This is a genomic window from Caulobacter sp. FG7 (assembly GCF_057808875.1).
Genome location: NZ_JBMDIW010000041.1, coordinates 1 through 24,751, shown reverse-complemented (window position 1 = coordinate 24,751; position 24,751 = coordinate 1). Strand labels below are relative to the sequence as shown.

The following is a 24,751-nucleotide window of genomic DNA, read 5'->3' as shown; positions in this document are numbered from 1 at the left end:
CGTCAGCCTGCTTTTTTCGGCGCGCCGGCGCCGGCCAGCGGCGGCGCGGCGGCCTGCTGGCCGCCGGCGGCCGGAGCAGCGGCGTTCTCGGCCACGGCGGCCTTGCCCTTGGCGATGGCGTCGCCCGAGAAGCGGCTGGCCAGGCGTTCGGTCAGCACCTTGGCGTCGCCCGGCGCCATGTTGGCCAGGATCATCGCCAGGGTGCGTTCCTTCATCTTGGCCGCGATCGGCAGGCGCACGCTGTCGTCCAGCACCGTCAGGCGGGCGGCGGCGTCCTTGGGCTTCATGGCCGAGAACACGGTGACCATGCGGTCGACCTCGGCGGCCTTCTGGCTGTCGGCCTGGCCCAGCAGGCCCTGGATCTCGCCCTTCATGCCGTTGAGGGTCTTCATCTTGGCGTCGAGCTTGGCTTCGGCGGCGGCCAGCAGCTGCAGCTGGACGTCGATGTCCTGCTCGCGCTGGTCCAGCTGGCCGCGACGCTGGCCCAGGCTCTGCAGCACGCGCAGCTCGGCCGGCGACAGGCCGGCTTCCTTGGCCAGGTCCGTGGCCGACGGCGCGCAGATGCGCGGCGGCGCGGCCTTGGCTGCGGCGTCGGTCGCCGCGCCATCGGCCGAGGCGGCGTCCTCGCCCTTGGCGTCCTTCTTGTCGGCCTTGGCGCCCTCGGCGAAGGCTTTCGCCCCGCCCAGCAGGTCGGGAACCGACTTCGCGCCGGCCAGGGCGTTGACCGCCAGGACGCCGACCACGGCGACGCCGACGATCGGCAGGATGCGAGGAACGTTCTTCATCGACGGTCTCTGAATGGCGATCCGGGCCGCGACGCGGGGTCGGGGCCGTCGAACAGGTCATCATCCACCCGCGCGCGTGAACGCGGGGTTTCACGCGCGGGCGTGGCGGACGAAATAGGCGAGGATTGCGAAGGCGTCGCGGGACGCGAGGTCGCAGGGCCGGCGCGGCGGGCGCGGGCTTCGCGCTCCAGCATCGCCTCGAAGTCCTGCGCGTTCAGGCGGCGACCTCCGGCCGAAGGGGCCTCGGGCGCCGGCGGCGCGGCGAAATCACGCGGCTCGCGGGCCGGACGCGGGGCCGGCTCGGGGCGAGCCTCGATGCGCGGCGCGGCGGCGGCCCGGGTCATGCGCTCGTCCAGCTGGGCGGCCAGGACCTTGGCCTTCTCGATGCGGTCGGCCAGGTATTCGGAAGCTTCGTCGGTCGCCGCGCGCAGGTCGGCCAGGCCCTGTTCGGCGCGCTGGGCGGCGTTGTCCAGGTCGGCCACGGCCTTGGCGAAGCCGCTCTGGGCGTCGCGCAGCGCCTTCAGCTTGCGCTCCAGGCGCCAGCCGAAGACCAGCGCCACCATCAGCAGCACCGCCAGAAGAACCTGCAAGGCGACCGAGATCAGGCTCATTTCAGCTTCTGAACCGCCTTCTTCGCCGCGGGCGTCAGCGGGGCGTCGGCCCGGATGGCGATGGAATGGTTACGGCGGCCCATCCGGCCGCGGGTAAGCGGAATCGAGCCCGCCCGCAACTCCACCAGGCTATCGGGCGTGGCGTTCAGCATCAACGTGTCGCCGACCTGCAGGTTCAGCACCTTGGAAAGCGGCAGCTGCTGCTCGTCGAGCACGGCGCGCACCTCCATCTGGGTGGTCCAGAGCTCGGTGGCCAAGTGGCCTTCCCAGATGTTGTCGCGGCCGAACTTCTCACCCATGAACTGCTGCAGCAGCATCTTCCGGATGGGTTCCAGTGTGGCGTAGGGCAGCAAGAGCTCGATGCGGCCGCCGCGGTCTTCCATGTCGATGCGCAGCTTGACCAGGATCGCGGCGTTGGCGGGACGGGCGATGGCGGCGAAGCGCGGGTTGGTCTCCAGGCGGTCCAGGGTGAACGACACCGGATGCAGCGGCTCGAAGGCGGCCTTGGCGTCGTTCAGCACCACCTCGACCATCCGCTGCACCAGCACGCGTTCGATGGTGGTGTAGGGCCGGCCCTCGATGCGCATGGCCGCGGTGCCGCGACGGCCGCCCAGCAGCACGTCGACGATCGAGTAGATCAGGTTGGAGTCGACCGTCAGCAGGCCGTAGTTGTCCAGCTCCTCGGCCCGGAACACCGCCAGTATGGCCGGCAGCGGGATCGAGTTCAGGTAGTCGCCGAAACGGATCGAGCTGATGTTGTCGAGGCTGACCTCGACGTTGTCGGAGGTGAAGTTGCGCAAGGACGTCGTCATCAACCGCACCAGGCGGTCGAAGACGATTTCCAGCATCGGCAGGCGCTCGTACGAAACGAGGGCCGAGTTGATGATGGCGCGGATGCCGGTGCGGTCGTCGCCGCCGTCGCCCGACAGGTCGAAGCCCAGCAGGCTGTCGATCTCGTCCTGGTTCAGGATCCGCTCGGATCCCATGCCGTCGCCGCCGCCGTCGTCCCAGCCGGCCATGCCGGCCATGCCGCCGCTGAAGTCGCCGAAGCTGTTGTTCAGCTCGCCGCCGCCCGCGGCGTCGAAGGTCCCCGGGGGGTTCTCCGCCGCCCATTGGGCCATCGCGGCCTGATCGTCGATCTCGTCTGCCATGATGGTTCGCCTCAGCCGGCCCGAAGGCTAGTTGATCAGCATCTCCTCGATCAGGACGGCGTTCACTTTCGAAGGGGCGGCCACCAGGTTGACACGGCGCAGCAGCTCGGCGCGCAGCTGGTAGCTGCCCTGGCTGCCGGCGAGGTCCTCGGGACGCAGCTCGCGCAGGAAGGTCTGGAACATGTCGGTCAGGCGCGGCAGGTTCGGCGTCAGCGCGTCGGCCGTCTCCTCGTCGGGCAGCTCGAAGGTCAGCTTCAGCTTCAGGAAGGTCGACTTGCCGTCGGCCGACTGCATGTTCACCACGAGGTCGGGCAGGGTGTAGAACACCACGCCGTCGGGGCCTTCCTTGATGACCGGCGCGCCGGCGCCGCCCTCGGCGGTCTTGGCGCCCTCGCCGCCCTCTTCCTTCTTCTTTTCCTTTTTCTTTTCCTTCTTCTCCTCGCCGTGGCCGGCTTCGCCCTCGGCGGCCGGCTTGGGCTTCATCAGGAGAAAGGCCGCAGCCCCGCCACCACCGACCACGAGCAGGCCGGCGGCCGCCGCGATCAGGATGATCGGCGGCTTCTTCTTGGCGGGAGCTTCACCCTCGGCCGCGCCCTCTTCGCCTTCCGGGGCGGGAGCTTCCTTGGGGGGTTTCTTGGCCACGCGCAGGTTCCTTGAAATCTATGACCCGTACTCATGCGCGAGCATGGTTAACGATCTCTTTTGAAGGCCATTTGGTCGCAGGTCGAATCTGCCCGGCGGAGTCCTGCCAGGCGCCGCCGTTAACCACCCTCTTCGCTGATTTCATTGCGATTTTCGAGTTGGCACGGGGCTTGCTTGCAGGGTTGCGGCGCATTTGTCGCGCCAAACTGCGAGTTAATCGTCATGGACAACGCGCTGTATGTGGGCCTTTCGCGGCAGATGACGCTCCGTCGTGAGCTGGACATCGTCGCGAACAACATCGCCAACGCGAACACCACCGGCTTCAAGGTCGAGGACCTGATGGTCCGCACCGAACCGGCCAAGCCCGCGCGCACCGCGGGCGGCCCGGCGCCGATCAAGTTCGTGCTCGACGACGGCGTGGTCCGCGACTTCACGCCCGGCGCCCTGAACCAGACCGGCGGGACCTTCGACCTGGCCATCGAGAACCAGGGGTTCTTCAAGGTCTCGACCGGCGACGGCGAGCGCTACACCCGCGACGGCCGCTTCACCACCAACCCCGAAGGCGTCCTGACCACCCAGGAAGGCGCCCCGGTGCTGGACGACGGCGGCGGCCAGATCACCGTCGACCCGGAACTCGGCCCCGTCAGCATCGGCCGTGACGGCATCGTCACCCAGGGCCAGGTGCGCGTGGGCAAGATCGGCGTCGCCCGCTTCTCCGACCTCGCCTCGCTGCGCAAGGACGGCGACAACCTCTATCGCAACGTCGGTAACGAGACGCCCCAGACCGCCACCGACGCGATCATCCACCAGGGGATGCTGGAGGGGTCGAACGTCCAGCCCATCCAGCAGATCACCAAGCTCATCGAGGTCAGCCGCGCCTACGAGAGCATCGCCAAGATGATGGACCAGACCGCCGAACTCTCGCGCTCCGCCGTCGAGCGCATGGGCAAGGTCCAGTAAGGGATAACGAACAATGCAAGCTCTGCGCACCGCCGCGACCGGCATGTCGGCCCAACAGCTGAACGTCGAAGTCATCTCGAACAACATCGCCAACATGAACACCGTTGGCTTCAAGCGCCAGCGGGCCGAGTTCCAGGACCTGCTGTACCAGACGATCGAGCGCGCCGGCGCCCAGTCGTCGAGCGACGGCAACGTGGTCCCGACCGGCGTCCAGGTCGGCGGCGGCGTCAAGGCCGGCTCGGTGTACCGCATCACCGAGCAGGGCACGCCGACCATGACCAACAACCCGCTGGACGTGGCGATCCAGGGCAAGGGCTACCTGCAGATCCTGCTGCCCTCGGGCGAGACCGCCTACACCCGCGCCGGCAACTTCTCGACCAACGACCAGGGCCAGATCGTCACCGAGGACGGCTACCTGGTCCAGCCGGGCATCACCATCCCCGAGAACGCCACCGGCATCACCATCGGCAAGACCGGCCTGGTGCAGGTCAACCTCGACGGCCAGACCGACGCCCAGACCGTGGGCCAGATCGAACTGGCCAACTTCATGAACGAAGGCGGCCTCGAGGCCATCGGCGACAACCTCTATCTCGAGACCGGCGCGTCCGGCGCGGCCAACATCGCCGCCCCCGGCCAGCCCGGCTTCGGCACCCTGCTGCAGAACTACACCGAAGCCTCGAACGTCGACGCCGTCAGCGAAATCACCTCGCTGATCGTCGCCCAGCGCGCCTACGAGATGAACTCCAAGGTCATCACCACGGCCGACCAGATGCTCCAGGCCACCTCGAACCTGCGGTCGTAAGCTCATGAAAAGCCTGCTTCTCGCCGCCGCCGCCCTGCTGATCGCCGCCCCGGCCGCCTTTGCCGGCCAGCCCGTCAGCCTGCGCCAGGACACCACCGACGCCGACGGCGTCGTCACGCTGGGCGAACTGTTCGACGGCGCCGGCTCGGCCGGTTCGGTCGTCATCGCCCGCCGCGTCGGCCCCAGCGTCGTGCTCGACGCCGCCCAGCTGCAGATGACCGCCCGCCGCGCCGGCCTCGACTGGGCCAACCCGCAGGGCCTGCGCCGCGTCATCGTCCGCCAGGGCGCCGAAAACGGCGGCCAGCTGGCCGGCGCTTCGGCCGCCGCCGCTCCGCGCGGCAACGTGGAGGTTCTTGCCTACGCCCGCAGCCTGGCCGCCGGCGAGACCGTGCAGCCGCAGGACCTGGTGTGGATCAAGGTCGCCTCGGCGCCCTTCGACGCCCCGTCCGACGCCGACGCCATGATCGGCATGACCACCAAGCGCCCGCTGCGCGAGGGTTCCGCCGCCTCGATGCGCGACGTCGCCGCCGCCCAGGTCATCGCCAAGGGCGATGTTGTCGCAGTCACCTACGACTACGCCGGCGTGGCCCTCACCTTGCAAGGCAAGGCCATGAGCGCCGCCGCCGTCGGAGAATCCGTCAGCGTGCAGAACACCGCCAGCAAGAAGATCATCGAAGCGGTGGCCACCGGCCCCGGTTCGGCCGCCGTCGGCCCCGAGGCGCAAGCCCTCAAGGCCCGTTCCAACACCGTGCGCTACGCCGCCCGCTAAGAGAGCAAGAGACACCCATGCGCCCCGCCGCCTTCCTCGCCCTCGCCCTGCTCGCCCCGATCGCCGCCTGCTCGACCGTCTCCGAAGCGGTGAAGGGCCCCGAACTGGCCCCCGTCGGCTATCCCGCCTCGCTGGCCCCGATGGCCCCGACCTACGTCTCGGCCCGCGAACCGGCCCCGCAGGCCGCCTCGGCCAACTCGCTGTGGCGCGTCGGCGCCCGCGCCTTCTTCAACGACCAGCGCGCCAGCCGCGTCGGCGACATCGTCACCGTGCTGATCGAGATCGACGACAGCGTCAGCACCAACAACACCAGCAAGTCGTCGCGCACCTCGACGGGCAACGCCGGGGTCAGCAACTTCTTCGGTCTGGAATCCAGCCTGGGCAAGGTTCTGCCGGGCGGCTTCGACCCGGCCAACGCCGTGGGCACCAACTCGGCCTTCTCCAATTCGGGCGCCGGCAGCGTCAGCCGCTCGGAGAAGATCAACCTGACGGTCGCCGCGATCGTCGCCCAGGTCATGCCCAACGGCAACATGGTCATCCAGGGCACCCAGGAGGTGAAGACCAACAACGAACTGCGCCAGCTGACCGTGGCCGGCATCGTTCGTCCGGAAGACATCTCCTCGGCCAACACCATCAAGCACACCCAGATCGCCGAAGCCCGCATCAACTACGGCGGCCGTGGCGACATCAGCCGCGTGCAGAAGACCCCGGCCGGCCAGTCGCTGGTCGAGAAGTTCTCGCCGTTCTGACGATCTAGGAGCCGTTCCGGACAGGTCCGGGCCACGGCGTACAATCGCCCCTCCTCCGCCGCCCCCAGGGTGAGCGGAGGCAGACCGGCAGAAACCGCCTAGGCGGCGCTGCGTTCTCCTGACGAAGGAGATCCACCGCCATGTCTTCCCGCCTCGTCGCCGCCGCACTGCTCGCCGCCCTCGGGCTGGCCGGCTGCGCGCACGAGCAGTCGGCAAATCCCGCCTATGCCTGGGCCTATCTCAACGAGCCCGGCGAAGGCCCGAAACTGGCCTACGGCCGCCCCTCCAGCGACGAGGTGCTGCTGATGCTGGTCTGCCCCGCGCCGGGCGGGCCGGTCGAGGTCTCGGCCAGCGGGCTGGAAGGCGGAACCATAGGGCTGGCCAGCCGCGACCGGACGTCGCAACTGGCCGCCAAGCCCGCCGAAAGCGGCGGCAACGGGACCATCCTGATGGCCTCGACGACCACCCGCGACCCCGCACTAGGCAATTTTCGCCGCACGGGCGATCTGGCAATCGTTAACGGCGACAAGCGCCACAGCATCGCCGCCAAGGCCGACGAACGCCGCCGCGTGAAGGCGTTCTTCGAGGCGTGCGGGGCTTAGAGTGGCTAACTCCCTCATCGCCTAGTCTTTCGCCGCCCTCGCCACGGGGGAGCGCGCTTAGCCCTCTCTCATGGAGAGAGGGAGGGGCCCGCGCCGCCAGGCGTGGGAGGGTGAGTGGGTAGGCGAAGCCCCTGGACGATCTTGGCGCTGTAGTGGGCGATGTGCCGGCACGCCGGCTGAGGCGTGTAACCACTCACCCTCCCACCGCCTGCGGCGGCGGGCCCCTCCCTCTCTCTAAGAGAGAGGGTTTCTGGACGGCGCCCAACTTCCCCCATGGGCCATGAACCGACATTGATCCAGCCATCACCCGCATCCAGGGAGACGCAGGCGAAATCGGCGAGCCGGAAAAGCAAAACGCCGCGACGGCGACCGTCGCGGCGTTCGATGCTCTCCACCTCAGTGCGGAGGCTTACGCCCGCCGCCCCGCCGCGCTGACATTGTCCATGCCCAGCGCCGACAGCGCCCCGCGCAGGATGCCTTCGGCGTCCAGGCCGGCCTCGGCGTACATCAGGTCGGGCTTGTCCTGGTCCTGGAACACGTCCGGAAGACCCAGCGTGCGGATCTTCAGGCCGCGATCCAGCGCGCCGTGCTGGGCCAGGGCCTGCAGCACGAAGGCGCCGAAGCCGCCCATGGCGCCCTCTTCCACCGTGACGATGGCCTCGTGCTCGCGCGCCAGGCGCAGCAGCAGGTCAAGATCCAGCGGCTTGGCGAAGCGGGCGTCGCAGACCGTGGCCGACAGGCCGCGCGCGGCCAGTAGGTCGGCGGCCTTCAGGCTTTCCGACAGGCGCGTGCCGAACGAGACGATGGCCACGCTGGTCCCTTCGCGGGCGATGCGGCCCTTGCCGATCTCCAGCGGCTCGGCGGGGCCGGCCGGCAGTTCCAGGCCAAGGCCCTCGCCGCGCGGATAGCGGAAGGCGCTGGGGCGGTCGTCGATCTCGACGGCCGTGGCCACCATGCGGGCCAGTTCCAGCTCGTCGGCGGCGGCCATCAGCACCATGCCGGGCAGAGCCCCCATGAAGCCGATGTCGAAGCTGCCCGCGTGCGTGGGGCCGTCGGCGCCCACCAGGCCGGCGCGGTCCATGGCGAAGCGCACCGGCAGGCGCTGGATGGCCACGTCGTGGACCACCTGGTCGTAGCCGCGCTGCAGGAAGGTCGAATAGATCGCCGCGAACGGCTTCATGCCGTCGGCCGCCAGGCCCGCGGCGAAGGTCACCGCGTGCTGCTCGGCGATGCCGACGTCGAAGGTGCGGGTCGGATAGGCCTTCTCGAAGATGTCCAGGCCCGTGCCCGAGGGCATGGCGGCGGTGATGGCGACGATCTTGTCGTCCTTGGCCGCCTGCTTGACCAGTTCCTGGGCGAACACCTTGGTGTAGCTGGGCGGGCCGGCGGCCGCCTTCTGCTGCTGGCCGGTGACCACGTCGAACTTGGCCACGGCGTGCAGCTTGTCGGCCGCGCCCTCGGCCGGGGCGTAGCCCTTGCCCTTCTGGGTGACGACGTGGACGAGGACCGGCTTTTCCTTGAATTCCCGAGCGTTCTTCAGCACCGAGACCAGGGCGTCCATGTCGTGGCCGTCGATCGGGCCGACATAGTGGAAGCCCAGTTCCTCGAAGAAGGTGCCGCCGGTGACCATGCCGCGGGCGTATTCCTCGGCCTTGCGGGCCGCGTCGCGGATCGGGGTCGGCAGCTTCTCGACCACCGTCTTGCCCAGCTTGCGCGCCTTGCGATAGGCGCCGCCCGAGACGAGGTTGGCCAGATAGGCGCTCATGCCGCCCACCGGCGGGGCGATCGACATGTCGTTGTCGTTGAGGATGACGGTCAGCTGGCGCGTGGCGTCGGTGGCCGCGTTCATCGCCTCGTAGGCCATGCCCGCGCCCAGCGAGCCGTCGCCGATCACGGCCACGACGGCGTTGTCCTCGCCTTTCGCGTCACGCGCGGCGCAGAAGCCCAGCGCCGCCGAGATCGAGGTGGCCGCGTGGGCCGCGCCGAACGGGTCGAATTCGCTCTCGGCCCGCTTGGTGAAGCCCGACAGCCCCCCGCCCTGGCGCAGCGTCTTGATGCGGTCGCGGCGGCCGGTGAGGATCTTGTGCGGATAGGCCTGGTGGCCGACGTCCCAGATCAGGATGTCTTTCGGCGTCTCGTAGACGTGGTGCAGGGCCACGGTCAGTTCGACCACGCCCAGGCCCGCGCCCAGGTGGCCGCCGGTTACGGAGACCGCGTCGATCATCTCGGCGCGCACCTCCTGCGCCAGCTGTTTGAGCTCGGCGATCGACAGCCCGCGCGTTTGGGCGGGCGAGGAAACGGTGTCGAGAAGAGGAGTTTGCGTCGGCATGTCTGTAAAGAGCGCGGTCAGTTGCGGCGGTCCAGCACGAAATCAACGCTTTCGCGCAGATGATCGGCCCTGTCGCCAAAGATATCCAGATGCGCCTTGGTCTGCGCTGCGAGAAGCTCCACCCGTTCCTTGGCCGCATCAAGGCCAAGAAGGGTGACGTAGTTGGCCTTGCCCTTGGCGGCGTCCTTGCCGGCGGCCTTGCCCAGCAGGGCCGCGTCGCCCTCGGCGTCGAGGATGTCGTCGACGATCTGGTAGGCCAGCCCCAGGTCCTGGGCGAAGCCCATCAGCGCGGCGCGCTCGGCTTCCTTGGCCCGGCCGATGATCAGCGGAATCTCGAAGGCGAAGGCGATCAGCGCGCCGGTCTTCAGGCGCTGCATGCGCGCCACCGCGCCCAGGTCGTCGCGAACGCCCAACAGGTCGATCATCTGGCCGCCGCACATGCCGCGCGCGCCGGACGCGATCGCCAGCTTGCGCACCAGCTCCGAACGGACGTGGCCGTCGTCGTGGGTGTCGGGGTGGGCCATGATCTCGAAGGCCGCCGTCTGCAGCGAGTCGCCGGCCAGGATGGCGGTGGCCTCGTCGTACTGCACGTGCACGGTCGGGCGCCCGCGACGCATGTCGTCGTCGTCCATGGCCGGCAGGTCGTCATGCACCAGGCTGTAGGCGTGGATGCATTCCAGCGCGCAGGCCGCGCGCAGCACCGGCCGCTCGGGCAGGTCGAACATCTTGCCGGTTTCCAGCGCGAAGAACGGCCGCAGGCGCTTGCCGGGCCCCAGCGCCGCATAGCGCATGGCCTCGGTCAGGCGGCTTTCGGGCCCGTCGGCGCGCGGCAGCAGCTCGTCGAGCGCCACGGTGACGATATCGGCCGCCTGGGCGATGCGCTTGCCAAGGTCGCTCAAAACAGCTTTCCCCCGTTGGGCGCCGCGCGATCCACCGTCACGAGGACGACTTCCCCCTCGTCGTCCGGAAAGCCCAGGCACAGGACTTCCGACATGAAGGGGCCGATCTGACGCGGCTTGAAGTTCACCACCGCCGCCACCCGGCGTCCGACCAGCTGGTCGGTCGTGTAGTGGCGGGTCACCTGGGCCGACGAACGCTTTACGCCGAACGCCGGTCCGAAATCGATCGCCAGCTTGTAGGCCGGCTTGCGGGCCTCGGGAAAGGCCTCGGCCGAAACGATCGTGCCGACACGGATGTCCACGCGCTCGAACTCCTCGAACGCGATCGTCGGCGACAGCTTCGGCGAGGCCTGGCCCATCAGGAGAACTCGGCCGGCTCGACGCCCGCGGCGCCGCCCTGGCCCAGGACGATCTTCTCGACCTTCAGGCGCGCGGCCTCGAGCTTCTTTTCGCAGTGCGCCTTCAGGGCCGCCCCGCGCTCGTAGATGTCGATGGAGCGTTCCAGCGGCGCCTGGCCCGATTCCAGTTCGGACACGATCTTCTCGAGCTCGGCCAGGGCCTGTTCGAAGCTCAGGGCCGAGAGGTCGTGCGCGGGAGAAGCGGCGTCGGTCATTTCTACTCCAAGGAGAAGCTGGCACCCTAGTTGGCGTGGGGCCGGCGGGCAACGGCTGTGAAAGGTCAGGCGCGCTCGAAGCGCTTGACGCACCAGTATTGGAAGCCCTGGTCTAGCGTCTTCTTCAGGCCCCGCGCCTGCAGGGCGTTGCCGATCATCACGTTGAAGAAGCCATGGGCCACCAGCAGCACGTCGCGGCCGTCCTGCGACAGGGCGATCAGCGCGTCGGCGGCCGCCTCGGCGCGGGCTTCGGCCTGCTTGCGGCTTTCCTGGCCCATGTGATGGTCGAAGAACCACCACCAGAAGCGGGCGAAGAAGCCCCACTTCTTGGGCGACAGCTTGATCCAGCTGGGCCACGGCGGCGGCGGCAGCGGCGCCTCGATGAACATCGGGTCGCGCGGGAAGTCGCGGCCGCCGGCCACGGCCTGGGCGGTCTCGATCGAGCGCCGGCGAGTCGAGGAGACGATCACCTCCGAGCGCGCGGCGATCTCGAGCAGGCAGTCGGGCGGGGTCTGGCCGGGCAGCAGGCCGCCCTCCTCGTAGCGTCCCCACCAGTCGCCATAGGTCCTGGCGTCGAAGCGCACCTTGCGCGACAGCGCCGGTTCGCCATGGCGGGCCAGGACGATGGCCCCGGGCGGGCGGACCACGCTCGAGGCGGTCTGGTCGGCGGTCGGTGCGTCGGCCATTTTCCTCGACGACCCTGCGGCCGCTGACGCGGAACCGGGTCTCATCCTTCCTGAAGCGCTCTGACATGCGCCTTCGCCGAACGGCCGAGCGCTTCGAGGTCGTACCCGCCCTCGAGCGAGGAGACAATACGCCCTCTGGCCCGATGGTCGGCCACCGACGCGATCGCCCTTGTGGCCCAGGCGAAGTCTTCGCTGCGAAGGCTTTGCGAGGCCAGCGGATCGCGCTCGTGGGCGTCGAATCCGGCCGAGACGAGGATCAGGTCGGGCGCGAAACCGTCGACTCGCTCCATCAGCCCCTCGAACGCCCGCCGCCAGGATTCGCGCGGCGCGCCCGGCGCCAGCGTGGCGTTGACGATGTTGCCCACGCCCCTTTCCGACGGATCGCCGGTGCCGGGATAGAGCGGCGACTGGTGGATCGAGGCCACCATCACCGTCGGGTCGTGCTCGAACGCCGCCTGGCTGCCGTTGCCGTGATGGACGTCGAAATCGACGATGGCCACGCGGGCCAGACCGCTGGCCTGGGCGACCCTGGCCGCCACCGCGACGTTGGAGAACACGCAAAACCCCATGGCGATAGCCGGCTCGGCGTGATGGCCCGGCGGCCGCACCGCGCAGAAGGCCCGCCTGCCCTCTTCCGCCGCCACCTGCCGCACGGCCGCGGTCACCGCCCCGGCGGCGCGTCGCGCGGCGACCAGGCTGCCGGTCGAAAGCACCGTGTCCGGGTCCAGCGCATGGATCCCCGCATGCGGCGCGGCGGCGAAGATCGAATCGACGAAGGCCGCCGGATGCACCCTGGCGAGGTCGGCCGGATCGACCAGCGGCGCCTCGAAGGGTTCGAGATCCAGGCCCGCCTCGTCCTCCAGCGCGTCGATCACCGCCTGCAGCCGCGCGGGGCTCTCCACGTGACCGGGCCCCGGCCGGTGGTCGAGCATGTCGGCATGGGTGAACAGCGAGACGGCCATGGAACGAGGTTATGCCGGATGGATGGCGGCCGCCAAGCGGGGCCATTTCACCGCGCGTGATCCTCGTCCTTCGACAAGCTCAGGATGAGGATCAGGGCGAGGGCCGTGCAGTAGAGAACCTCACCCTGAGCTTGTCGAAGGGCGAGGTTCTCGCTCGGAATCTAAACCCCAGCCTTCGCCGCCGGCCGGGCGTTCATCTCGTCCAGCCAGCGCTTCACGTTCGCCAGTTCCGGATCGGGCCGGAACCTGGCCATCCGGGCGAAGTCTATCCCCGTCACGGCCAGGATGTCGGCGATGGTCACCCGGTCGCCGGCGATGAACGGGCTTTCGGCCAGGCGCTTGTCCAGCACCCTGATCCCCTTCTCGGCGGCGGCGCGGTTGCTGGCGGCCACCTCGGGGATCTGGGTCTCGATCGCCGCCAGGGCCGGATGGCTGTGGCGCACGGTCAGCATCAGCGGCGTGGCCACCAGCATCTCGGCGCGCCTGGCCCACATCTCGACGATGGCGACCTCGCGCGGGTCGACGCCGAACAGGTTGGGCTCGGGATAGACGCTTTCCAGATAGCGGCAGATGGCCACCGACTCGGTGATCGTCGTGCCGTCGTCCATCTCCAGGGCGGGCACGTTGGGCAGGCCGGCCCGGGCCATGTAGTCGGGGGTTCGATGCTGGCCGGCGAAGATGTCGACCTCGATGATCTCGACGTCCTCGATCCCCTTCTCGGCCATGAACCACCGCACCCGCCGGGGATTGGGCGCACGCCGGCTGTCATAGAGCTTCATTCTTGTCGTCCTCCCGTCGCCATAAGAGCCCTTCCCCCTTGATGGGGGAAGGGTTGGGATGGGGGTGACGCTGCGTCAGACGACGAGCCGCCCTATCTCGGCCGCCACCCGTTCGGCGACCTCTTCAGGACTTCCGAACGCCTCGGCGTCCCGAACGCGCATCACGCGATAGCCCTGGCTCACCAGCCAGCCGTCGCGGTCGGCGTCGTAAAGTTGCTGCTCGGGAAGATCGTGCCCGCCGCCATCGACCTCGATGACGAGGCGAGATCCGTGGTGGACGAAGTCGGCCACGTAGCGGCCGATCGGCGCCTGGCGCCGGATGTGGATATCGAGCGCCCGAAGCGCCTTCCACAGGTTCCGCTCGCTGGCGGTCATGTCCCGCCGAAGGCGGCGGGCGCGGCCGACGGCGCCTGGCGCATGCGTCGGCCTTGGTGTTCGTTCGGACACGCCGCAGTCACCCCCATCCCCGGCCCTTCCCCCATCAAGGGGGAAGGGAGGGACGGAAGCAACGGCTGTCAGAGCCCGAACAGCACCCGCGGCATCAGGCCGATCAGCGAGCCGGTCAGGCAGGTGGCCAGGAAACCGGCCATCATCGCCTTCCACACCAGGCTCAGCACTTCCTGGCGGCGCTGGGGCACCAGCACCGAGAAGCCGGCGACGTTCATGCCCACCGAGCCGATGTTGGCGAAGCCGCACAGGGCATAGGTCATGATCATCCGCGAACGCTCGTCGAGGCTGGCCGCGCCGGTCTTGGCCATCTGGATGAAGGCGGTGAACTCGGTGAGGATCAGCTTGGTGCCCAGCAGGCCGCCGGCGCTGCCGGCTTCCTTCCAGGGGATGCCCATCGACCAGGCCAGCGGCGAGAAGATCACGCCCAGGCCGCGGGTCAGGCTCAGCGGCTGGCCGCCGACGGCCGGCAGCATGGCCAGGAACTTGTCGAGCATGGTGGCCAGGGCCACGAAGACGATCAGGGTCGCGCCGACGTTCAGCGCGATCTGCAGGCCGTCGGTGGTGCCCTTCATCACGGCGTCGATCGAGCTGCCGTAGGTCTTGTCCTCGGCGGCCAGGTCCAGGTCGCCGCCCTTTTCCAGCGGATCCGACGGCACCACGATGCGGGCCAGCAGCACGCCGGCCGGGGCCGAGATGATCGAGGCGGTCAGCACGTGGGCGGCGGCGTTGGGCAGCACGTCGGCCAGGATGGTGGCGTAGGCCACCATGGTCGAGCCGGACACGCAGGCCATGCCGACCGTGATCAGCATGAAGAGTTCCGAGCGCGACAGCTTGTCGAGATAGGCGCGGATGAAGATCGGGCCTTCGATCTGGCCCATGAAGATGGTGGCGGCGGTGGCCAGGGCCGGCGGGCCGCGCAGGCCCAGCGTCTTCTGGAACACGAAGCCGAAGCCCTGGGCGGCCCACTTCAGGATCTTCCAGTGCCACAGCAGCGCCGAAAGCGCGCAGACCACCAGGATCACCGGCATCACGCGGAAGGCGAAGATGAAGCCCGCGCCCGGGTTGCTGACCGGATAGGGCTGGTCGCCGCCGGCCAGGAAGCCGAACACGAAGGCCGTGCCGGCCTGGGTGGAGGCGCCCAGGCCCTCGACCGCGCCGTTGACGCCGCGCAGCATCTGCTGGGCCTGGGGCAGGCCGAACAGCAGAACCACCAGGCCGACCTGGATGATCAGGGCGCCGATGGCCAGCACCCACGGGAAGCGCTTGCGGTTTTCGGAGACGAGCCAGCAGAGGCCCAGGGTGAGCGCCAGACCCGCGAGGGCCTGAACGTTCTCAGGACGGAAAAGCAAGACGGCAGTACCTTGAATTGTGAAGCGACGCCCCCGCGACGCCGACCAAGGGGCCAGTTTGTCCAACACAAGCGCGCCCGGCGCAAGCGGCTTGCTTAACCTTCGGCGCGGTGAGCGACGGCGCCTGCTCGGCGAGCGCTGTGCGTCGAGATCGGGTCACATCTCCCTTCCCCCTCGATGGGGGAAGGGTCGGGGATGGGGGTGATACGGCGGTTCAACCTGCGAGGCCCAGCTCACCCCCACCCAACCCTCCCCCATCAAGGGGGAGGGCTTAAGCGACTAGGCCGCGATGCTCACCGACGAGGCCGAGCTGACGCCCTCCCCGCTGGCGGCGCTGCTGGTGGCGGCGTCGGCCAGCTGCTGCAGCAGTTTCTGCATCATGTCGGACGCCAGCGACGAGCTCGACAGCGTGCTGGCCAGGGTCGAGGCGCTGTCTGAGCCAGACGAAGCCTGCTTCAGGAGTTCGCCGAACTCCTGGCCCGACAGGCTCCCGTCGCCGTCCGCATCCGCCGCCGAGATCAGGTCGGAGGCGGCGCTGGCCGCATCGGCGCTGTCGCTGTTGGCCGCGGCCAGTTCGGCGGCCGAGACCGTGCCGTCCTGATTGGTGTCGAGGCTGTCGAACACCTGGCTCACGCCGCCTCCCCCGCCAGCGCCGCCAGCGCCGCCGGCGCCGCCCTCACCACCGCCCGACGGCGGAGGTCCGGGCGGAGGGCCGCCGGGCCCGCCCGAAGCCTGGGCCAGGGCCGCGAACTCGCCGCCGGTCAGCACGCCGTCGCCATCGCTGTCGCCGTCGGAGATCAGGCTGCTGACGGCCGAGGAGATGTCGTCCCCCTCGCCCAGCGCATTGGTCAGGGCCGTGGTCAACTCGTCGGTCGACAGCGCGCCGTCGGCGTCGGTGTCGAGGCTCTCGAAGATCCCCTGCCCGCCGCCCATGCCCTGCATGCCGCCCATCTGGCCGCCTTCCTGCATCGAAAGCAGCGAGCCCAGGGTTTCAGAGCTGAAATTCTCGCCGCTGGAGCCCTGCGAACTCATGGGCGGCGCAGGCGGCGGCGGCGGCCCGCCGCTGCCGACCTGCATTTGTTGCCCAGCGGACGCGCCGCTGGAGGACGAAACGGCGCTGGCCGCCGACGTCGTCGAGGAGCCGCGCATCGACTGCAGCAACTGCTGCATGATCGACGTGCTGCTCAGGCTGGAAACGCTCAAGGCGATGTCTCCTGGAACCGGTGATGCGCGCTATGGCGCGGGCGTTACGCGCGCCCTTGCCCTGGGCGCAGCCCGGATCCAGCGAAAAACATTCCACATTTCGGGAGGTTACGGCGCTGAAACGCACGCCCCCCAACGCCTCCCCCTCCCCCTCCCCGTAAAATCCCCGCGAAAGCGGGGATTTTACGGAGGGAGAGCATCGCCCACGGCGAAACGAAAAACGCCGCGACAGCGGTCAGGCTGTCGCGGCGCTCTTTCAGAATCCCCGAAAGGGATCAGCTCATCACTTCCCGGCCAGTTCCTTCACCAGCGCGTCGCGGCCGTAGACCTTGGTCAGCGCCTCGGTGATCGCGGCCGTCGAGACCACCACGGTGCGGTTGATCGCGCCGTCGTAGCCGAAGGCGCCGCCCAGCGAGTGGATGTTGCCGTCGAAGGCCGCGCCGATCACCCGGCCCTTGGCGTCGATCACCGGCGAGCCGGAGTTGCCGCCGATGATGTCGTTGGTGGTGACGTAGTCATAGACCGTCTTGGGGTTCAGCTTGTCCTTGGCGGCGATCCAGCGCGGGGCGGCCTCGAAGGGCTCGGCGCCGGTGACGCGGTCGTAGAAGCCGGCGAAGTCGGTGAACGGGGTGATCGTGCGGCCGCGGTGGGTCCAGCCGGCGACCTTGCCGTACGACAGGCGCAGGGAGAACGTCGCGTCCGGATAGACCGTGTCGCCCAGCACCGCGAAGCGGGCCTTGGCGATGCGCTCGGCGGCGGCGTCGGTCGGGGCGGTGACGCTGGCCTCATAGGCCTTGCGCACGTCGCGGCCCGCGCCTTCGGTCTTCAGCACGAACTGGATCATCGGATCGTCCGAGGCCTGGATGGCGGCCAGGCCCCCGTCCCACAGCGCCTTGCGCACGGCCGGGTCGGCCAGCTTGCTGCCGGCCGCCAGGCGGGCCGACAGGCCCTCGGGGCTTTCCTTGCCCAGCAGCAGCTTCACCGCCGGAGCGTCGGCGGTCAGGTACTCGCGGGTCTTCAGCAGCCAGTGCTCGAGATAGATGCGCTCCAGCGGCGCATCGACCGGGCGCACGTCCAGCAGCCGCTTCTCCACCAGAGGCAGGCGCGTGTCGCCGTATTCCGGCAGGCGCTCGGCCGCCGGCTTGGCGCGCTCCTGGGCGCCGCGCACCAGGGTGCGGGCGTAGCCGTAGAGGTCAGAGCCGCCGCCGGCCGCCGTCTCCAGCTGGCGCATCGCCACGAACTGGTCGGCCAGGGCGGCTTGCGCCTTGTCGATCTCGCCCCACGGGTCGCCGATCTCGGCCGACAGCTTCGGATCGGCCGCCACCTTGGTCTTCAGGTCGGCCTCGGCGGCGCGCTTGGCGTCCATGAACTTCTTGTCGTTCAGCACGAACTGCTGGCCGAAGAACACCTTGTAGCTGTTCTCCACCCCGGCCAGCGGCTGGTTGGCGATGCGCTTGTTCTCCTCGGACTGCTCGCCGAACTGGATCAGGCGGCCGCGCATCTCCGAGCGCTGCAGCTGGCCGATCGGGATCACCAGGTCGCGGTTGGTCTCCAGCTGCGAGACGGTCAGCTGACGCTGGGTGGTGCCCGGGTTGCCGGCCACGAAGGTCGGCTCGCCCTCGACCGGGGCGGTGGCGCGCCAGGTCAGGTGGTTCGGCGTATCGGCCGGCTTGCCGTCCTCGTACAGGCGCAGGAAGGCGCTATCGAGGTTGAAGCGCGGGAAGTTGAAGTTGTCGGGGTCGCCGCCGAAGAAGGCCGTGGCGTATTCCGGCGCGAACACCAGTCGCACGTCGGCATAGCGGCGGTACTTGTAAACTTTATACTGGCCGCCGCGGTAGAAGCTGATGGTCTGGCAGCGCAGGGTCTTGTCCTGGCCGCAAGCCGCCAGCTCGGCGGTGGCGAAGGAGGCGTCGCGCGCCTTGACGAAGTCCTGGCCGGTCTTGCCCGCGCCGGCGGCCTTCACCTGGTCGGTGACGTCGGTGATCGACAGCAGCACCTCGGCCTGCATGCCCGCGCACTTCAGTTCCTCTTCGCGCGCGCCGGTCAGGAAGCCGTCCTTGACGTAGTCCTTGCCCTCGCTCGACAGCGCCTGGGTGCAGTCGGCCACGCAGTGGTTGTTGGTCAAAACGAGACCCTGCTTGGAGACCACCGAGGCCGAGCAGCCCGTCGTCAGGCGCACGGCCGAGGCGCGCACGGTGTCGAGCCACTTCTGGTCGATGTCGACGCCGTAGGCCTGCTTGACCTTGGCCGCGGGGAAGTTGTCGAAGGTCCACATGCCTTCGTCGGCCTGGGCCGCGCCGGCGGCGGCGAACGAGAGAACCAGGGCCGAGGCGGCCAGCGTCACAGTCTTCATGAGTCGTCCTTGCACGGCGCAGCGCCGTCGTGGCGTACAATGTAACAGCCATAGCCAAGCCAGGCCGCCAGAGCCACCCCTGTTTCGCCATCCTTGTTTCGTCGGTCGGGCGCCCGACGCAACAAACGTGCGCCCCGATCACATTCCGTCGAAGGGCCGTGTCTTACCCCGATTTAACTTGGCCTAAGCGGTTCTGCGCTGTTCTTGTGCAACCGTTGATTGGGGGAGCGTGTCGGCATGTCGCTGGCGTTGGCCACACTGTTGTACGAATGGCGGCGATATCTGGCGGCGATCATCGCGCTCGCCTTCTCGGGCCTGCTGGTGCTCGCCCAGGTCGGCATGTTCACCGGCATCGGCAAGGCGTTCACCGCCACCATCGACCGCTCGCCGGCCGACATCATGGTGCTGGGCCCCAAGGCCGAGAGCCTGATGAACGGCGGCAACGGCCTGCCGCGCCGGGTCATGGCCCAGATGTATATGCACCCCGAAGTGGTCGAGGTCGCCGATCTCGACGGCGGCGGCGGCATGTGGAGCAACGATCCGCCGCCCGGCAAGAAGCGCGTGCGCGAGTGGATCCAGACCTCGGCGGTCGACACCCGCAGCGACGCGGTGACCTGGCCGCGCGACTACAACGAGAACATCCGCGTGGCGCTGCTGGAGCCCTACTCGGTCGCGATCGACCGCACCGGCATGGCCAAGCTGGGCATCCAGAAGCTGGGCGACCGCGCCAGTATCAATGGCAAGACCGTCTACATCCGCTACATCCTCGACGGCTATCCGAACATGATGCAGCCCACCGTCGTGGTCTCGCGCGACACCCTGCGCCTCTTGGGCCAGGCCTCGACCGGCAGCCGGGTGGGCCCGCTGATGGTGCGCATCAAGGACCCGGCCCGCGCCGAGGCCGTCCGCGACCAGCTCAACGCCACGTCCGACAAGGCCTACCGCGCCTGGACCCGCGCCGAACTGTCCGAGGCCAATGACGGCGCGATGATGAAGGAGAGCTTCATCGGCATCATGCTGGGCTTCTCGGTGTTCCTGGGCCTCTTGATCGGCGTGGGCATCACCTCCCAGACCCTGCGCGGCGCGATCCTGGCCAACATCAAGGAGTTCGCCTCCCTGCGGGCGCTCGGCGTGTCGATGGGCTCGCTGCGGATGATCGTCATCGAGCTGGGCTTCTGGACCGGCGTCGCGGGCCTGGCGGCCACCGCCGTTCTGGTGGGCGTGGTCTCGCAGCTGGCCAAGATGGGCGGCCTGCCGATGAGCTTCCCGATCCCCATGGTGATCGCCTCGGCCGGGTTCCTGATGCTGATCGCCATCGCCTCGGGCCTGCTGGCCCTGGGCATCCTCAAGAAGAGCCAACCGGCGGACCTGCTGCGATGAGCCAACTTCCTCCTCTCGTTCCGGGCAAAACGGCGATCGTCGCCAAGGGCCTGCAGAAGCGCTTCAAGACCGGCCGCACCTATATCGAGGTGCTCAAATCGGTCGACTTCGACGCCCTGCACGGCGACGTGACCATGGTCATGGGCCCGTCCGGCTCGGGCAAGTCGACGCTGGTGGCCTGCCTGTCGGGCCTGCTGCGTCCCGACGAAGGCCGGGTCAAGGCCATGGACCAGGACCTGTGGTCGCTGCCGTCGGGCAAGATCGACAAGTTCCGCCTCGACAACTGCGGCTTCATCTTCCAGGGCTTCAACCTGTTCCCCGCCCTCACCGCCCTGCAGCAGGTCACCACCGTGCTGAAGTACCAGGGCTACGACGTCGCCGAGGCGCGGCGCATGGCCATGGTCGCGCTCGACGAGGTCGGCCTGGGCCACCGCGTCAACCAGCGCCCGTCTGAGCTGTCGGGCGGCGAGAAGCAGCGCGTGGCCATCGCCCGCGCCCTGGCCAAGCAGCCCCGGCTGCTGTTCGCCGACGAGCCGACCTCGGCCCTCGACGGCGAGAACGGCCAGATCGTCACCCGCCTGCTGCAGCGGGCTGCCAAGGAGCATGGGGCGGCCGTGATCTGCGTGACCCACGACCACCGCATGGAATCCTTCGCCGACCGCGTCATCCACATCGAGGACGGTCGTATCCTCGACGACCGCCGCGTCACGTCGCAGCCCGCGCCCGCCGCGGCCGACCGCCCTCTCATCGGAGCCTGAGATGCCCGCCCTGTTCCGTCGTCGCCGCTTCTGGCTGATCTCCGTCGGCGCCCTCGCCATCCTCGGCGGAGGCCTCTGGATGCAGAGCCAGGCCAAGGCCAAGAAGGTCGAGGCCGCCAAGACAGCCGCGGCCACGCCCGCCACCCCCTACGGCGCCGTCGCCGACGGCAAGGCCGATGTCGAGGGCGGCATGATCGCCGTCGCCGCCCGCCGCCAGGGCATCGTCAGCGAGGTCTACGTCCAGGAAGGCGACATGGTCCACAAGGGCCAGCCCCTGGCCAAGCAGGAGGACGACGACGTCCGCCTGGCCGCCGAGACCGCTTCGGCCAACCTCGCCCAGGCCAAGGCCCAGATCCGCGTGCTCGAGGTCCGCAAGACCACGGCCCAGCGCGAATACGCCCGCCTGCAGGGCCTGACCGCCTCCAACTTCGTGGCCGGCCAGCGCCTCGACCAGGCCCGCGACGCCATCGCCGGCGCCGACGCCGAGCTCGACGCCCAGCGCGCCCTTGTGGCCACCTTCGCGGCCCAGCTGAACCAGGCCCGCTACAACCAGGAACTGACGATCATCCGCGCCCCGGCCGACGGCCGCATCGCCCGCCGCTACGCCAATCCGGGCTCGGGCGCCTCGACCCTGAACGTCACCTCGATGTTCGACCTCGAGCCGTCCACGGCCCGCATCGTCCGCGCCGAGATCAGCGAGTCGGCCATCCCCTTCGTCACCATCGGCCAGTCGGTCGAGATCATCCCCGAGGCCGACCAGAAGAAGACCTACACCGGCAAGGTCCTGCGCCGCGCCGCCGTGTTCGGGGCTCGCAAGCTGCAGTCCGACGACCCGTCCGAGCGCACCGACGCCCGCGTGGTCGAGGTGGTGGTCAGCGCCGACGAGACCCCCTTCCTGATCGGCCAGCGCGTGCTGGTGAAGTTCATGAAGCCGGGCCAGACCGCCGGCGCCAAGCGCACCGGTCCGCAGTCGCCCGACCCGGCCAAGAGCTGATCCCTCGTGCGTGGTCCTCGTCCTTCGACAAGCTCAGGACGAGGACCATTGCCCGGCCGGGGCCCGAGGAAAACCTCACCCTGAGCTTGTCGAAGGGCGAGGTTTCGCCCCTGTCCCCGGATGGCGATCCTTCTTGACGCCCCCTCCCCGCCGCCGCACAAACGCGTCAAACCAAACACGCGTTTGAGGAGACATACGGGCATGGCGGACGACATTCGCTTCGACGGTCAGGTGGCTATCGTCACGGGCGCGGGCGGCGGGCTTGGCCGCCAGCACGCCCTGGAACTGGCCCGTCGCGGCGCCAAGGTGGTGGTCAACGACCTGGGCGGCAGCGTCGACGGCTCGGGCGGCTCGTCCGACGCCGCCAAGGCCGTGGTGGCCGAGATCGAGGCCTTCGGCGGCCAAGCCATCGCCCACGGCGCCTCGGTGACCGACGACGCCGGCGTCGCCGACCTGGTCAAGACCACCATCGACACCTGGGGCCGCATCGACATCCTCGTCGCCAACGCCGGCATCCTGCGCGACAAGACCCTCTCCAAGATGGAGCTGGCCGACTTCGAGGCGGTCATGCAGGTGCACGTCTTCGGCACCTTCAAGCCGATCAAGGCCGTGTGGGACATCATGAAGGCCCAGAACTACGGCCGCATCGTCGTCACCACCTCGTCCTCGGGCATGTACGGCAACTTCGGCCAGTCCAACTACGGCGCGGCCAAGATGGCGGTGCTGGGCCTGATGAACACGCTGAAGCTGGAAGGCGCCAAGAACAACGTCAAGATCAACGCCATCAGCCCGGTCGCGGCCACCCGCATGACCGAGGGCCTGATGCCGCCCGAGATCCTGGCCAAGCTGAACCCCGAATACGTCACCCCCGGCGTCGTCTACCTGGTGTCGGAAGACGCCCCCACCGGCGCGATCCTCACCGCCGGCGCCGGCGTCTTCGCCCTGGCCCGCATCTTCGAGACCGAGGGCGTCTATCTGGGCGAAGGCGGCCTCTCGGCCGAGGAAGTCCGCGACAGCTGGGAGGCGATCACCGCCGAGCCTGGCCAGCAGGCCTATTTCAACGGCGGCGAGCAGGGCCAGAAGTTCTTCCGCAAACTGGCTGGCGGCTGACCTCCACCTCCGGGCAAAGATCGCGGGTACGGGAACAACCATGCCCGCGATCGCCACATTTGACGTAAATTACAAAAATCTCGGCCTGCAAGAATTGCGGCGAATACAAGTCTTTACCTAAGGGAAAGCACTTGTTTTGACATAACGACGAATGAATAGAGGCCAAAATGGCGCTCTTTCTTTGACGCCGAGAACAAAATTCACCGTTACGCGAATAAATAGCAACGGTTTTTGAAAAGATGCGTTAGAGCCGGCGGCAACCTCCAGCATCGCAAGGTGTTGGTTGGACCTAACCTCCCCAAGAAGGTCTGTCAGTCACATGGCTCTCTCGCGTAAAGTCCTCGCCGCCGGCGCCGCGCTCGCCGCCCTCGCCGCCGCTTCGCAAGCCTCCGCCTCGGGCTTCTACCTGCAGGAACAATCCGCCCGCGGCGCCGGCCGCGCCTATTCTGGCGAAGTCGCCGACAGCGGCGCCGCCAGCCTGTGGTGGAACCCCGCCGCCATCGCCGGCGTCGAGCACGCCGAAGTCTACGGCGGCCTGCACGCCGTGCTGGTGAACTCCAAGGTCACCAACAACGGCTCGACCATCACCCGTCCGGTTCCGGTCACCACCCCGGTGGGCGGCACGGGCACGGCCACCGACGTCATCAACGACGGCGTGGTCCCCAACTTCGCCGGCGCCTGGCGCCTGAACGACAAGATCGTCGTCGGCCTGTCGATGGCCGCCCCCTACAACTTCACCACCGAGTACGAGGCCAACAGCTGGGCTCGCTACGACGCCATCAAGTCGCGCCTGACCACGGCCGACCTGCAGGCCACCCTGGCCTACCGCGTCAACGACAAGCTCGACCTGGGCGTGGGCATCAGCGGCGTCTACGCCGACGCCGAACTGTCGAACGCCCTGCCGAACGCCTCGCCGCTGCAGGCCGACGGCCGCCAGGAACTGACCGGCGACGGCTGGGGCTACGGCTGGACCGTGGGCGCCCAGTTCCACGCCACCCCGGCCCTGACCTTCGGCGCCAGCTACCGTTCGAAGACCGAGCACACCCTGAAGGGCGACGTGGCGGTCTCGGGCATCCTGGCCCCGCTGCCGACCACGGCCAACCGCACGGTCGCCGGTGAAGCCACCATCACCACCCCGTGGATGGCCAGCGTCGGCGCCCGCTGGGCCGTGACCCCCAAGACCACCCTGAACGCCCAGGTCGCCCGCGTCGGCTGGAGCGAGTTCGACGCCATCCGCGTCACCTTCACCGGCGGCGGCTCGGTCAGCGAGCAGGACTACAAGGACATCACCACCGTGGCCCTGGGCGTGGATCACCAGCTGACCCCGCGCCTGACCCTGCGTGGCGGCGTCCAGAAGGACCCGACCCCGACCCCGGACGAAGGCCGCACCGCCCGCGTTCCGGACGGCGACCGCATGCTCTACGCCGTCGGCGCCACCTGGGCCGCCAAGCCGAACCTGAACCTCGACATCGCCGCGACCTACATCTCGTTCGACGATTCCGAGATCCACCGCACCGACACCACGGCCACCGCCTCGTCGGTGACCCTGAACGGCCTGGCCACCGGCCACGCCACGGTCCTGTCGACCGGCGTCCGCTGGACCTTCTAAGGCTTCCCAGCCTCTGAAATGCGGAAAGGCCGCCTGGAGCGATCCAGGCGGCCTTTTTGTTTGCGCCCACGTAGATCCTCCCCCTGGAGGGGGAGGTGGCCCGGAGGGCCGGAGGGGGAAGTGTCCTGTGAGGCCAGTTCGCCCCGAACGGCAGCAATCCCTTCCCCCTCAGTCGCTCCGCGACAGCTCCCCCTTCAGGGGGAGCA

Annotated in this window: 25 protein-coding genes; 10 read left to right on the top strand and 15 right to left on the bottom strand. The window is 68.9% G+C overall.

All coding sequences use genetic code 11. From position 1 onward, the window contains the following. Positions 1 to 2 precede the first annotated feature (2 nt). From ACODR1_RS23200 to fliL, 4 genes are read right to left on the bottom strand one after another with little or no spacing between them, the layout of a single operon-like run. Positions 3 to 785: a MotE family protein gene (locus ACODR1_RS23200; RefSeq protein WP_488882548.1), complete on the bottom strand. Its 783-nt coding sequence runs from the start codon at positions 783 to 785 to the stop codon at positions 3 to 5. Further along, positions 782 to 1,396 (bottom strand): DUF6468 domain-containing protein, encoded by a 615-nt coding sequence (locus ACODR1_RS23195; RefSeq protein ID WP_488882547.1) that lies wholly within the window; start codon positions 1,394 to 1,396, stop codon positions 782 to 784. The genes ACODR1_RS23200 and ACODR1_RS23195 overlap by 4 nt, the downstream gene beginning before the upstream one ends. Beyond that, a complete protein-coding gene (gene fliM / locus ACODR1_RS23190) occupies positions 1,393 to 2,547 on the bottom strand; it encodes a flagellar motor switch protein FliM (protein ID WP_488882546.1) in 1,155 nt (384 codons plus the stop codon). Before fliM ends, ACODR1_RS23195 begins: the two co-directional genes overlap by 4 nt. 27 nt (positions 2,548 to 2,574) lie before the next feature. After that, a complete protein-coding gene (fliL, locus tag ACODR1_RS23185) occupies positions 2,575 to 3,189 on the bottom strand; it encodes a flagellar basal body-associated protein FliL (protein ID WP_488882545.1) in 615 nt (204 codons plus the stop codon). A gap of 222 nt (positions 3,190 to 3,411) precedes the next feature. On the opposite strand from fliL, the gene flgF reads away from it, so the two are divergent. The 5 genes from flgF (at position 3,412) to ACODR1_RS23160 (ending at position 7,071) form a co-directional block, all read left to right on the top strand. After that, positions 3,412 to 4,149, top strand: a complete 738-nt coding sequence (flgF, locus tag ACODR1_RS23180) for a flagellar basal-body rod protein FlgF (RefSeq protein ID WP_488882544.1) — start codon at positions 3,412 to 3,414, stop codon at positions 4,147 to 4,149. 13 nt (positions 4,150 to 4,162) lie between these two features. After that, positions 4,163 to 4,951 (top strand): flagellar basal-body rod protein FlgG, encoded by a 789-nt coding sequence (flgG, locus tag ACODR1_RS23175; RefSeq protein ID WP_101712695.1) that lies wholly within the window; start codon positions 4,163 to 4,165, stop codon positions 4,949 to 4,951. 4 nt (positions 4,952 to 4,955) lie between these two features. Beyond that, positions 4,956 to 5,720 carry a flagellar basal body P-ring formation chaperone FlgA gene (gene flgA / locus ACODR1_RS23170; protein WP_488882543.1) on the top strand — a complete coding sequence of 255 codons (765 nt, stop codon included), beginning with the start codon at positions 4,956 to 4,958 and terminating at the stop codon, positions 5,718 to 5,720. A 17-nt stretch (positions 5,721 to 5,737) separates the two neighbouring features. Continuing rightward, positions 5,738 to 6,469, top strand: coding sequence for a flagellar basal body L-ring protein FlgH (flgH, locus tag ACODR1_RS23165; RefSeq protein WP_488882542.1), 732 nt, complete (start codon positions 5,738 to 5,740; stop codon positions 6,467 to 6,469). 140 nt (positions 6,470 to 6,609) lie between these two features. Then, a complete protein-coding gene (locus ACODR1_RS23160; RefSeq protein ID WP_488882541.1) occupies positions 6,610 to 7,071 on the top strand; it encodes a hypothetical protein in 462 nt (153 codons plus the stop codon). Between the two features lie 409 nt (positions 7,072 to 7,480). Here the strand turns inward: ACODR1_RS23160 and dxs are convergent, their stop codons facing one another. From dxs to ACODR1_RS23105, 11 genes are all read right to left on the bottom strand, one after another. Further along, positions 7,481 to 9,400, bottom strand: coding sequence for a 1-deoxy-D-xylulose-5-phosphate synthase (dxs, locus tag ACODR1_RS23155; RefSeq protein ID WP_488882540.1), 1,920 nt, complete (start codon positions 9,398 to 9,400; stop codon positions 7,481 to 7,483). Positions 9,401 to 9,417: 17 nt separating this feature from the next. Beyond that, on the bottom strand, positions 9,418 to 10,299 hold the full coding sequence (locus tag ACODR1_RS23150; RefSeq protein ID WP_058349198.1) for a polyprenyl synthetase family protein: 882 nt from the start codon (positions 10,297 to 10,299) through the stop codon (positions 9,418 to 9,420). Then, entirely contained in the window at positions 10,296 to 10,658 is a 363-nt protein-coding gene (locus tag ACODR1_RS23145; RefSeq protein ID WP_101716140.1) for a tRNA-binding protein, read from the bottom strand. The genes ACODR1_RS23150 and ACODR1_RS23145 overlap by 4 nt, the downstream gene beginning before the upstream one ends. Next, the gene (locus tag ACODR1_RS23140) at positions 10,658 to 10,912 is read right to left on the bottom strand and encodes an exodeoxyribonuclease VII small subunit (RefSeq protein WP_109099095.1); all 255 of its coding nucleotides are present in this window, start codon (positions 10,910 to 10,912) and stop codon (positions 10,658 to 10,660) included. The genes ACODR1_RS23145 and ACODR1_RS23140 overlap by 1 nt, the downstream gene beginning before the upstream one ends. Positions 10,913 to 10,977: 65 nt before the next feature. Continuing rightward, a complete protein-coding gene (locus tag ACODR1_RS23135; protein WP_488882539.1) occupies positions 10,978 to 11,598 on the bottom strand; it encodes a histidine phosphatase family protein in 621 nt (206 codons plus the stop codon). A gap of 41 nt (positions 11,599 to 11,639) precedes the next feature. After that, the gene (locus tag ACODR1_RS23130; RefSeq protein WP_488882538.1) at positions 11,640 to 12,560 is read right to left on the bottom strand and encodes a histone deacetylase family protein; all 921 of its coding nucleotides are present in this window, start codon (positions 12,558 to 12,560) and stop codon (positions 11,640 to 11,642) included. Positions 12,561 to 12,721: 161 nt separating this feature from the next. After that, positions 12,722 to 13,339, bottom strand: a complete 618-nt coding sequence (locus tag ACODR1_RS23125) for a glutathione S-transferase family protein (RefSeq protein ID WP_488882537.1) — start codon at positions 13,337 to 13,339, stop codon at positions 12,722 to 12,724. Positions 13,340 to 13,414: 75 nt separating this feature from the next. Then, positions 13,415 to 13,786: an endonuclease domain-containing protein gene (locus ACODR1_RS23120; protein ID WP_488882536.1), complete on the bottom strand. Its 372-nt coding sequence runs from the start codon at positions 13,784 to 13,786 to the stop codon at positions 13,415 to 13,417. A gap of 68 nt (positions 13,787 to 13,854) precedes the next feature. Further along, the gene (locus tag ACODR1_RS23115) at positions 13,855 to 15,138 is read right to left on the bottom strand and encodes a NupC/NupG family nucleoside CNT transporter (RefSeq protein WP_488882535.1); all 1,284 of its coding nucleotides are present in this window, start codon (positions 15,136 to 15,138) and stop codon (positions 13,855 to 13,857) included. A gap of 279 nt (positions 15,139 to 15,417) precedes the next feature. Beyond that, a complete protein-coding gene (locus ACODR1_RS23110) occupies positions 15,418 to 16,341 on the bottom strand; it encodes an EF-hand domain-containing protein (protein ID WP_488882534.1) in 924 nt (307 codons plus the stop codon). A gap of 283 nt (positions 16,342 to 16,624) precedes the next feature. After that, a complete protein-coding gene (locus tag ACODR1_RS23105; RefSeq protein ID WP_488882533.1) occupies positions 16,625 to 18,694 on the bottom strand; it encodes a S46 family peptidase in 2,070 nt (689 codons plus the stop codon). A 237-nt stretch (positions 18,695 to 18,931) separates the two neighbouring features. Between ACODR1_RS23105 and ACODR1_RS23100 the strand changes: the two genes are divergently transcribed. The 5 genes from ACODR1_RS23100 to ACODR1_RS23080 all read left to right on the top strand — a co-directional run bounded on the left by ACODR1_RS23100 (position 18,932) and on the right by ACODR1_RS23080 (position 24,545). Further along, a complete protein-coding gene (locus ACODR1_RS23100; RefSeq protein ID WP_488882532.1) occupies positions 18,932 to 20,074 on the top strand; it encodes an ABC transporter permease in 1,143 nt (380 codons plus the stop codon). Continuing rightward, positions 20,071 to 20,832 carry an ABC transporter ATP-binding protein gene (locus tag ACODR1_RS23095; RefSeq protein WP_488882531.1) on the top strand — a complete coding sequence of 254 codons (762 nt, stop codon included), beginning with the start codon at positions 20,071 to 20,073 and terminating at the stop codon, positions 20,830 to 20,832. The genes ACODR1_RS23100 and ACODR1_RS23095 overlap by 4 nt, the downstream gene beginning before the upstream one ends. A gap of 1 nt (position 20,833) precedes the next feature. After that, positions 20,834 to 21,826 carry an HlyD family secretion protein gene (locus tag ACODR1_RS23090; protein ID WP_116488622.1) on the top strand — a complete coding sequence of 331 codons (993 nt, stop codon included), beginning with the start codon at positions 20,834 to 20,836 and terminating at the stop codon, positions 21,824 to 21,826. Positions 21,827 to 22,027: 201 nt separating this feature from the next. Beyond that, a complete protein-coding gene (locus tag ACODR1_RS23085) occupies positions 22,028 to 22,936 on the top strand; it encodes an SDR family NAD(P)-dependent oxidoreductase (protein WP_165262113.1) in 909 nt (302 codons plus the stop codon). 319 nt (positions 22,937 to 23,255) lie between these two features. Continuing rightward, a complete protein-coding gene (locus ACODR1_RS23080; RefSeq protein ID WP_488882530.1) occupies positions 23,256 to 24,545 on the top strand; it encodes an outer membrane protein transport protein in 1,290 nt (429 codons plus the stop codon). Positions 24,546 to 24,751 lie beyond the last annotated feature (206 nt).

Bases quoted from the DNA above. Each gene is read 5' to 3' on its own strand.
- ACODR1_RS23095 (WP_488882531.1), top strand. From the start codon at position 20,071: ATGAGCCAACTTCCTCCTCTCGTTCCGGGCAAAACGGCGATCGTCGCC.
- dxs (WP_488882540.1), bottom strand. From the start codon at position 9,400: ATGCCGACGCAAACTCCTCTTCTCGACACCGTTTCCTCGCCCGCCCAA.
- ACODR1_RS23145 (WP_101716140.1), bottom strand. From the start codon at position 10,658: ATGGGCCAGGCCTCGCCGAAGCTGTCGCCGACGATCGCGTTCGAGGAG.
- flgH (WP_488882542.1), top strand. From the start codon at position 5,738: ATGCGCCCCGCCGCCTTCCTCGCCCTCGCCCTGCTCGCCCCGATCGCC.
- flgF (WP_488882544.1), top strand. From the start codon at position 3,412: ATGGACAACGCGCTGTATGTGGGCCTTTCGCGGCAGATGACGCTCCGT.
- ACODR1_RS23080 (WP_488882530.1), top strand. From the start codon at position 23,256: ATGGCTCTCTCGCGTAAAGTCCTCGCCGCCGGCGCCGCGCTCGCCGCC.
- fliM (WP_488882546.1), bottom strand. From the start codon at position 2,547: ATGGCAGACGAGATCGACGATCAGGCCGCGATGGCCCAATGGGCGGCG.
- ACODR1_RS23085 (WP_165262113.1), top strand. From the start codon at position 22,028: ATGGCGGACGACATTCGCTTCGACGGTCAGGTGGCTATCGTCACGGGC.
- ACODR1_RS23195 (WP_488882547.1), bottom strand. From the start codon at position 1,396: ATGAGCCTGATCTCGGTCGCCTTGCAGGTTCTTCTGGCGGTGCTGCTG.
- flgA (WP_488882543.1), top strand. From the start codon at position 4,956: ATGAAAAGCCTGCTTCTCGCCGCCGCCGCCCTGCTGATCGCCGCCCCG.
- ACODR1_RS23100 (WP_488882532.1), top strand. From the start codon at position 18,932: ATGTCGCTGGCGTTGGCCACACTGTTGTACGAATGGCGGCGATATCTG.
- ACODR1_RS23125 (WP_488882537.1), bottom strand. From the start codon at position 13,339: ATGAAGCTCTATGACAGCCGGCGTGCGCCCAATCCCCGGCGGGTGCGG.
- ACODR1_RS23090 (WP_116488622.1), top strand. From the start codon at position 20,834: ATGCCCGCCCTGTTCCGTCGTCGCCGCTTCTGGCTGATCTCCGTCGGC.
- ACODR1_RS23160 (WP_488882541.1), top strand. From the start codon at position 6,610: ATGTCTTCCCGCCTCGTCGCCGCCGCACTGCTCGCCGCCCTCGGGCTG.
- ACODR1_RS23200 (WP_488882548.1), bottom strand. From the start codon at position 785: ATGAAGAACGTTCCTCGCATCCTGCCGATCGTCGGCGTCGCCGTGGTC.
- ACODR1_RS23130 (WP_488882538.1), bottom strand. From the start codon at position 12,560: ATGGCCGTCTCGCTGTTCACCCATGCCGACATGCTCGACCACCGGCCG.
- ACODR1_RS23105 (WP_488882533.1), bottom strand. From the start codon at position 18,694: ATGAAGACTGTGACGCTGGCCGCCTCGGCCCTGGTTCTCTCGTTCGCC.
- ACODR1_RS23140 (WP_109099095.1), bottom strand. From the start codon at position 10,912: ATGACCGACGCCGCTTCTCCCGCGCACGACCTCTCGGCCCTGAGCTTC.
- flgG (WP_101712695.1), top strand. From the start codon at position 4,163: ATGCAAGCTCTGCGCACCGCCGCGACCGGCATGTCGGCCCAACAGCTG.
- ACODR1_RS23135 (WP_488882539.1), bottom strand. From the start codon at position 11,598: ATGGCCGACGCACCGACCGCCGACCAGACCGCCTCGAGCGTGGTCCGC.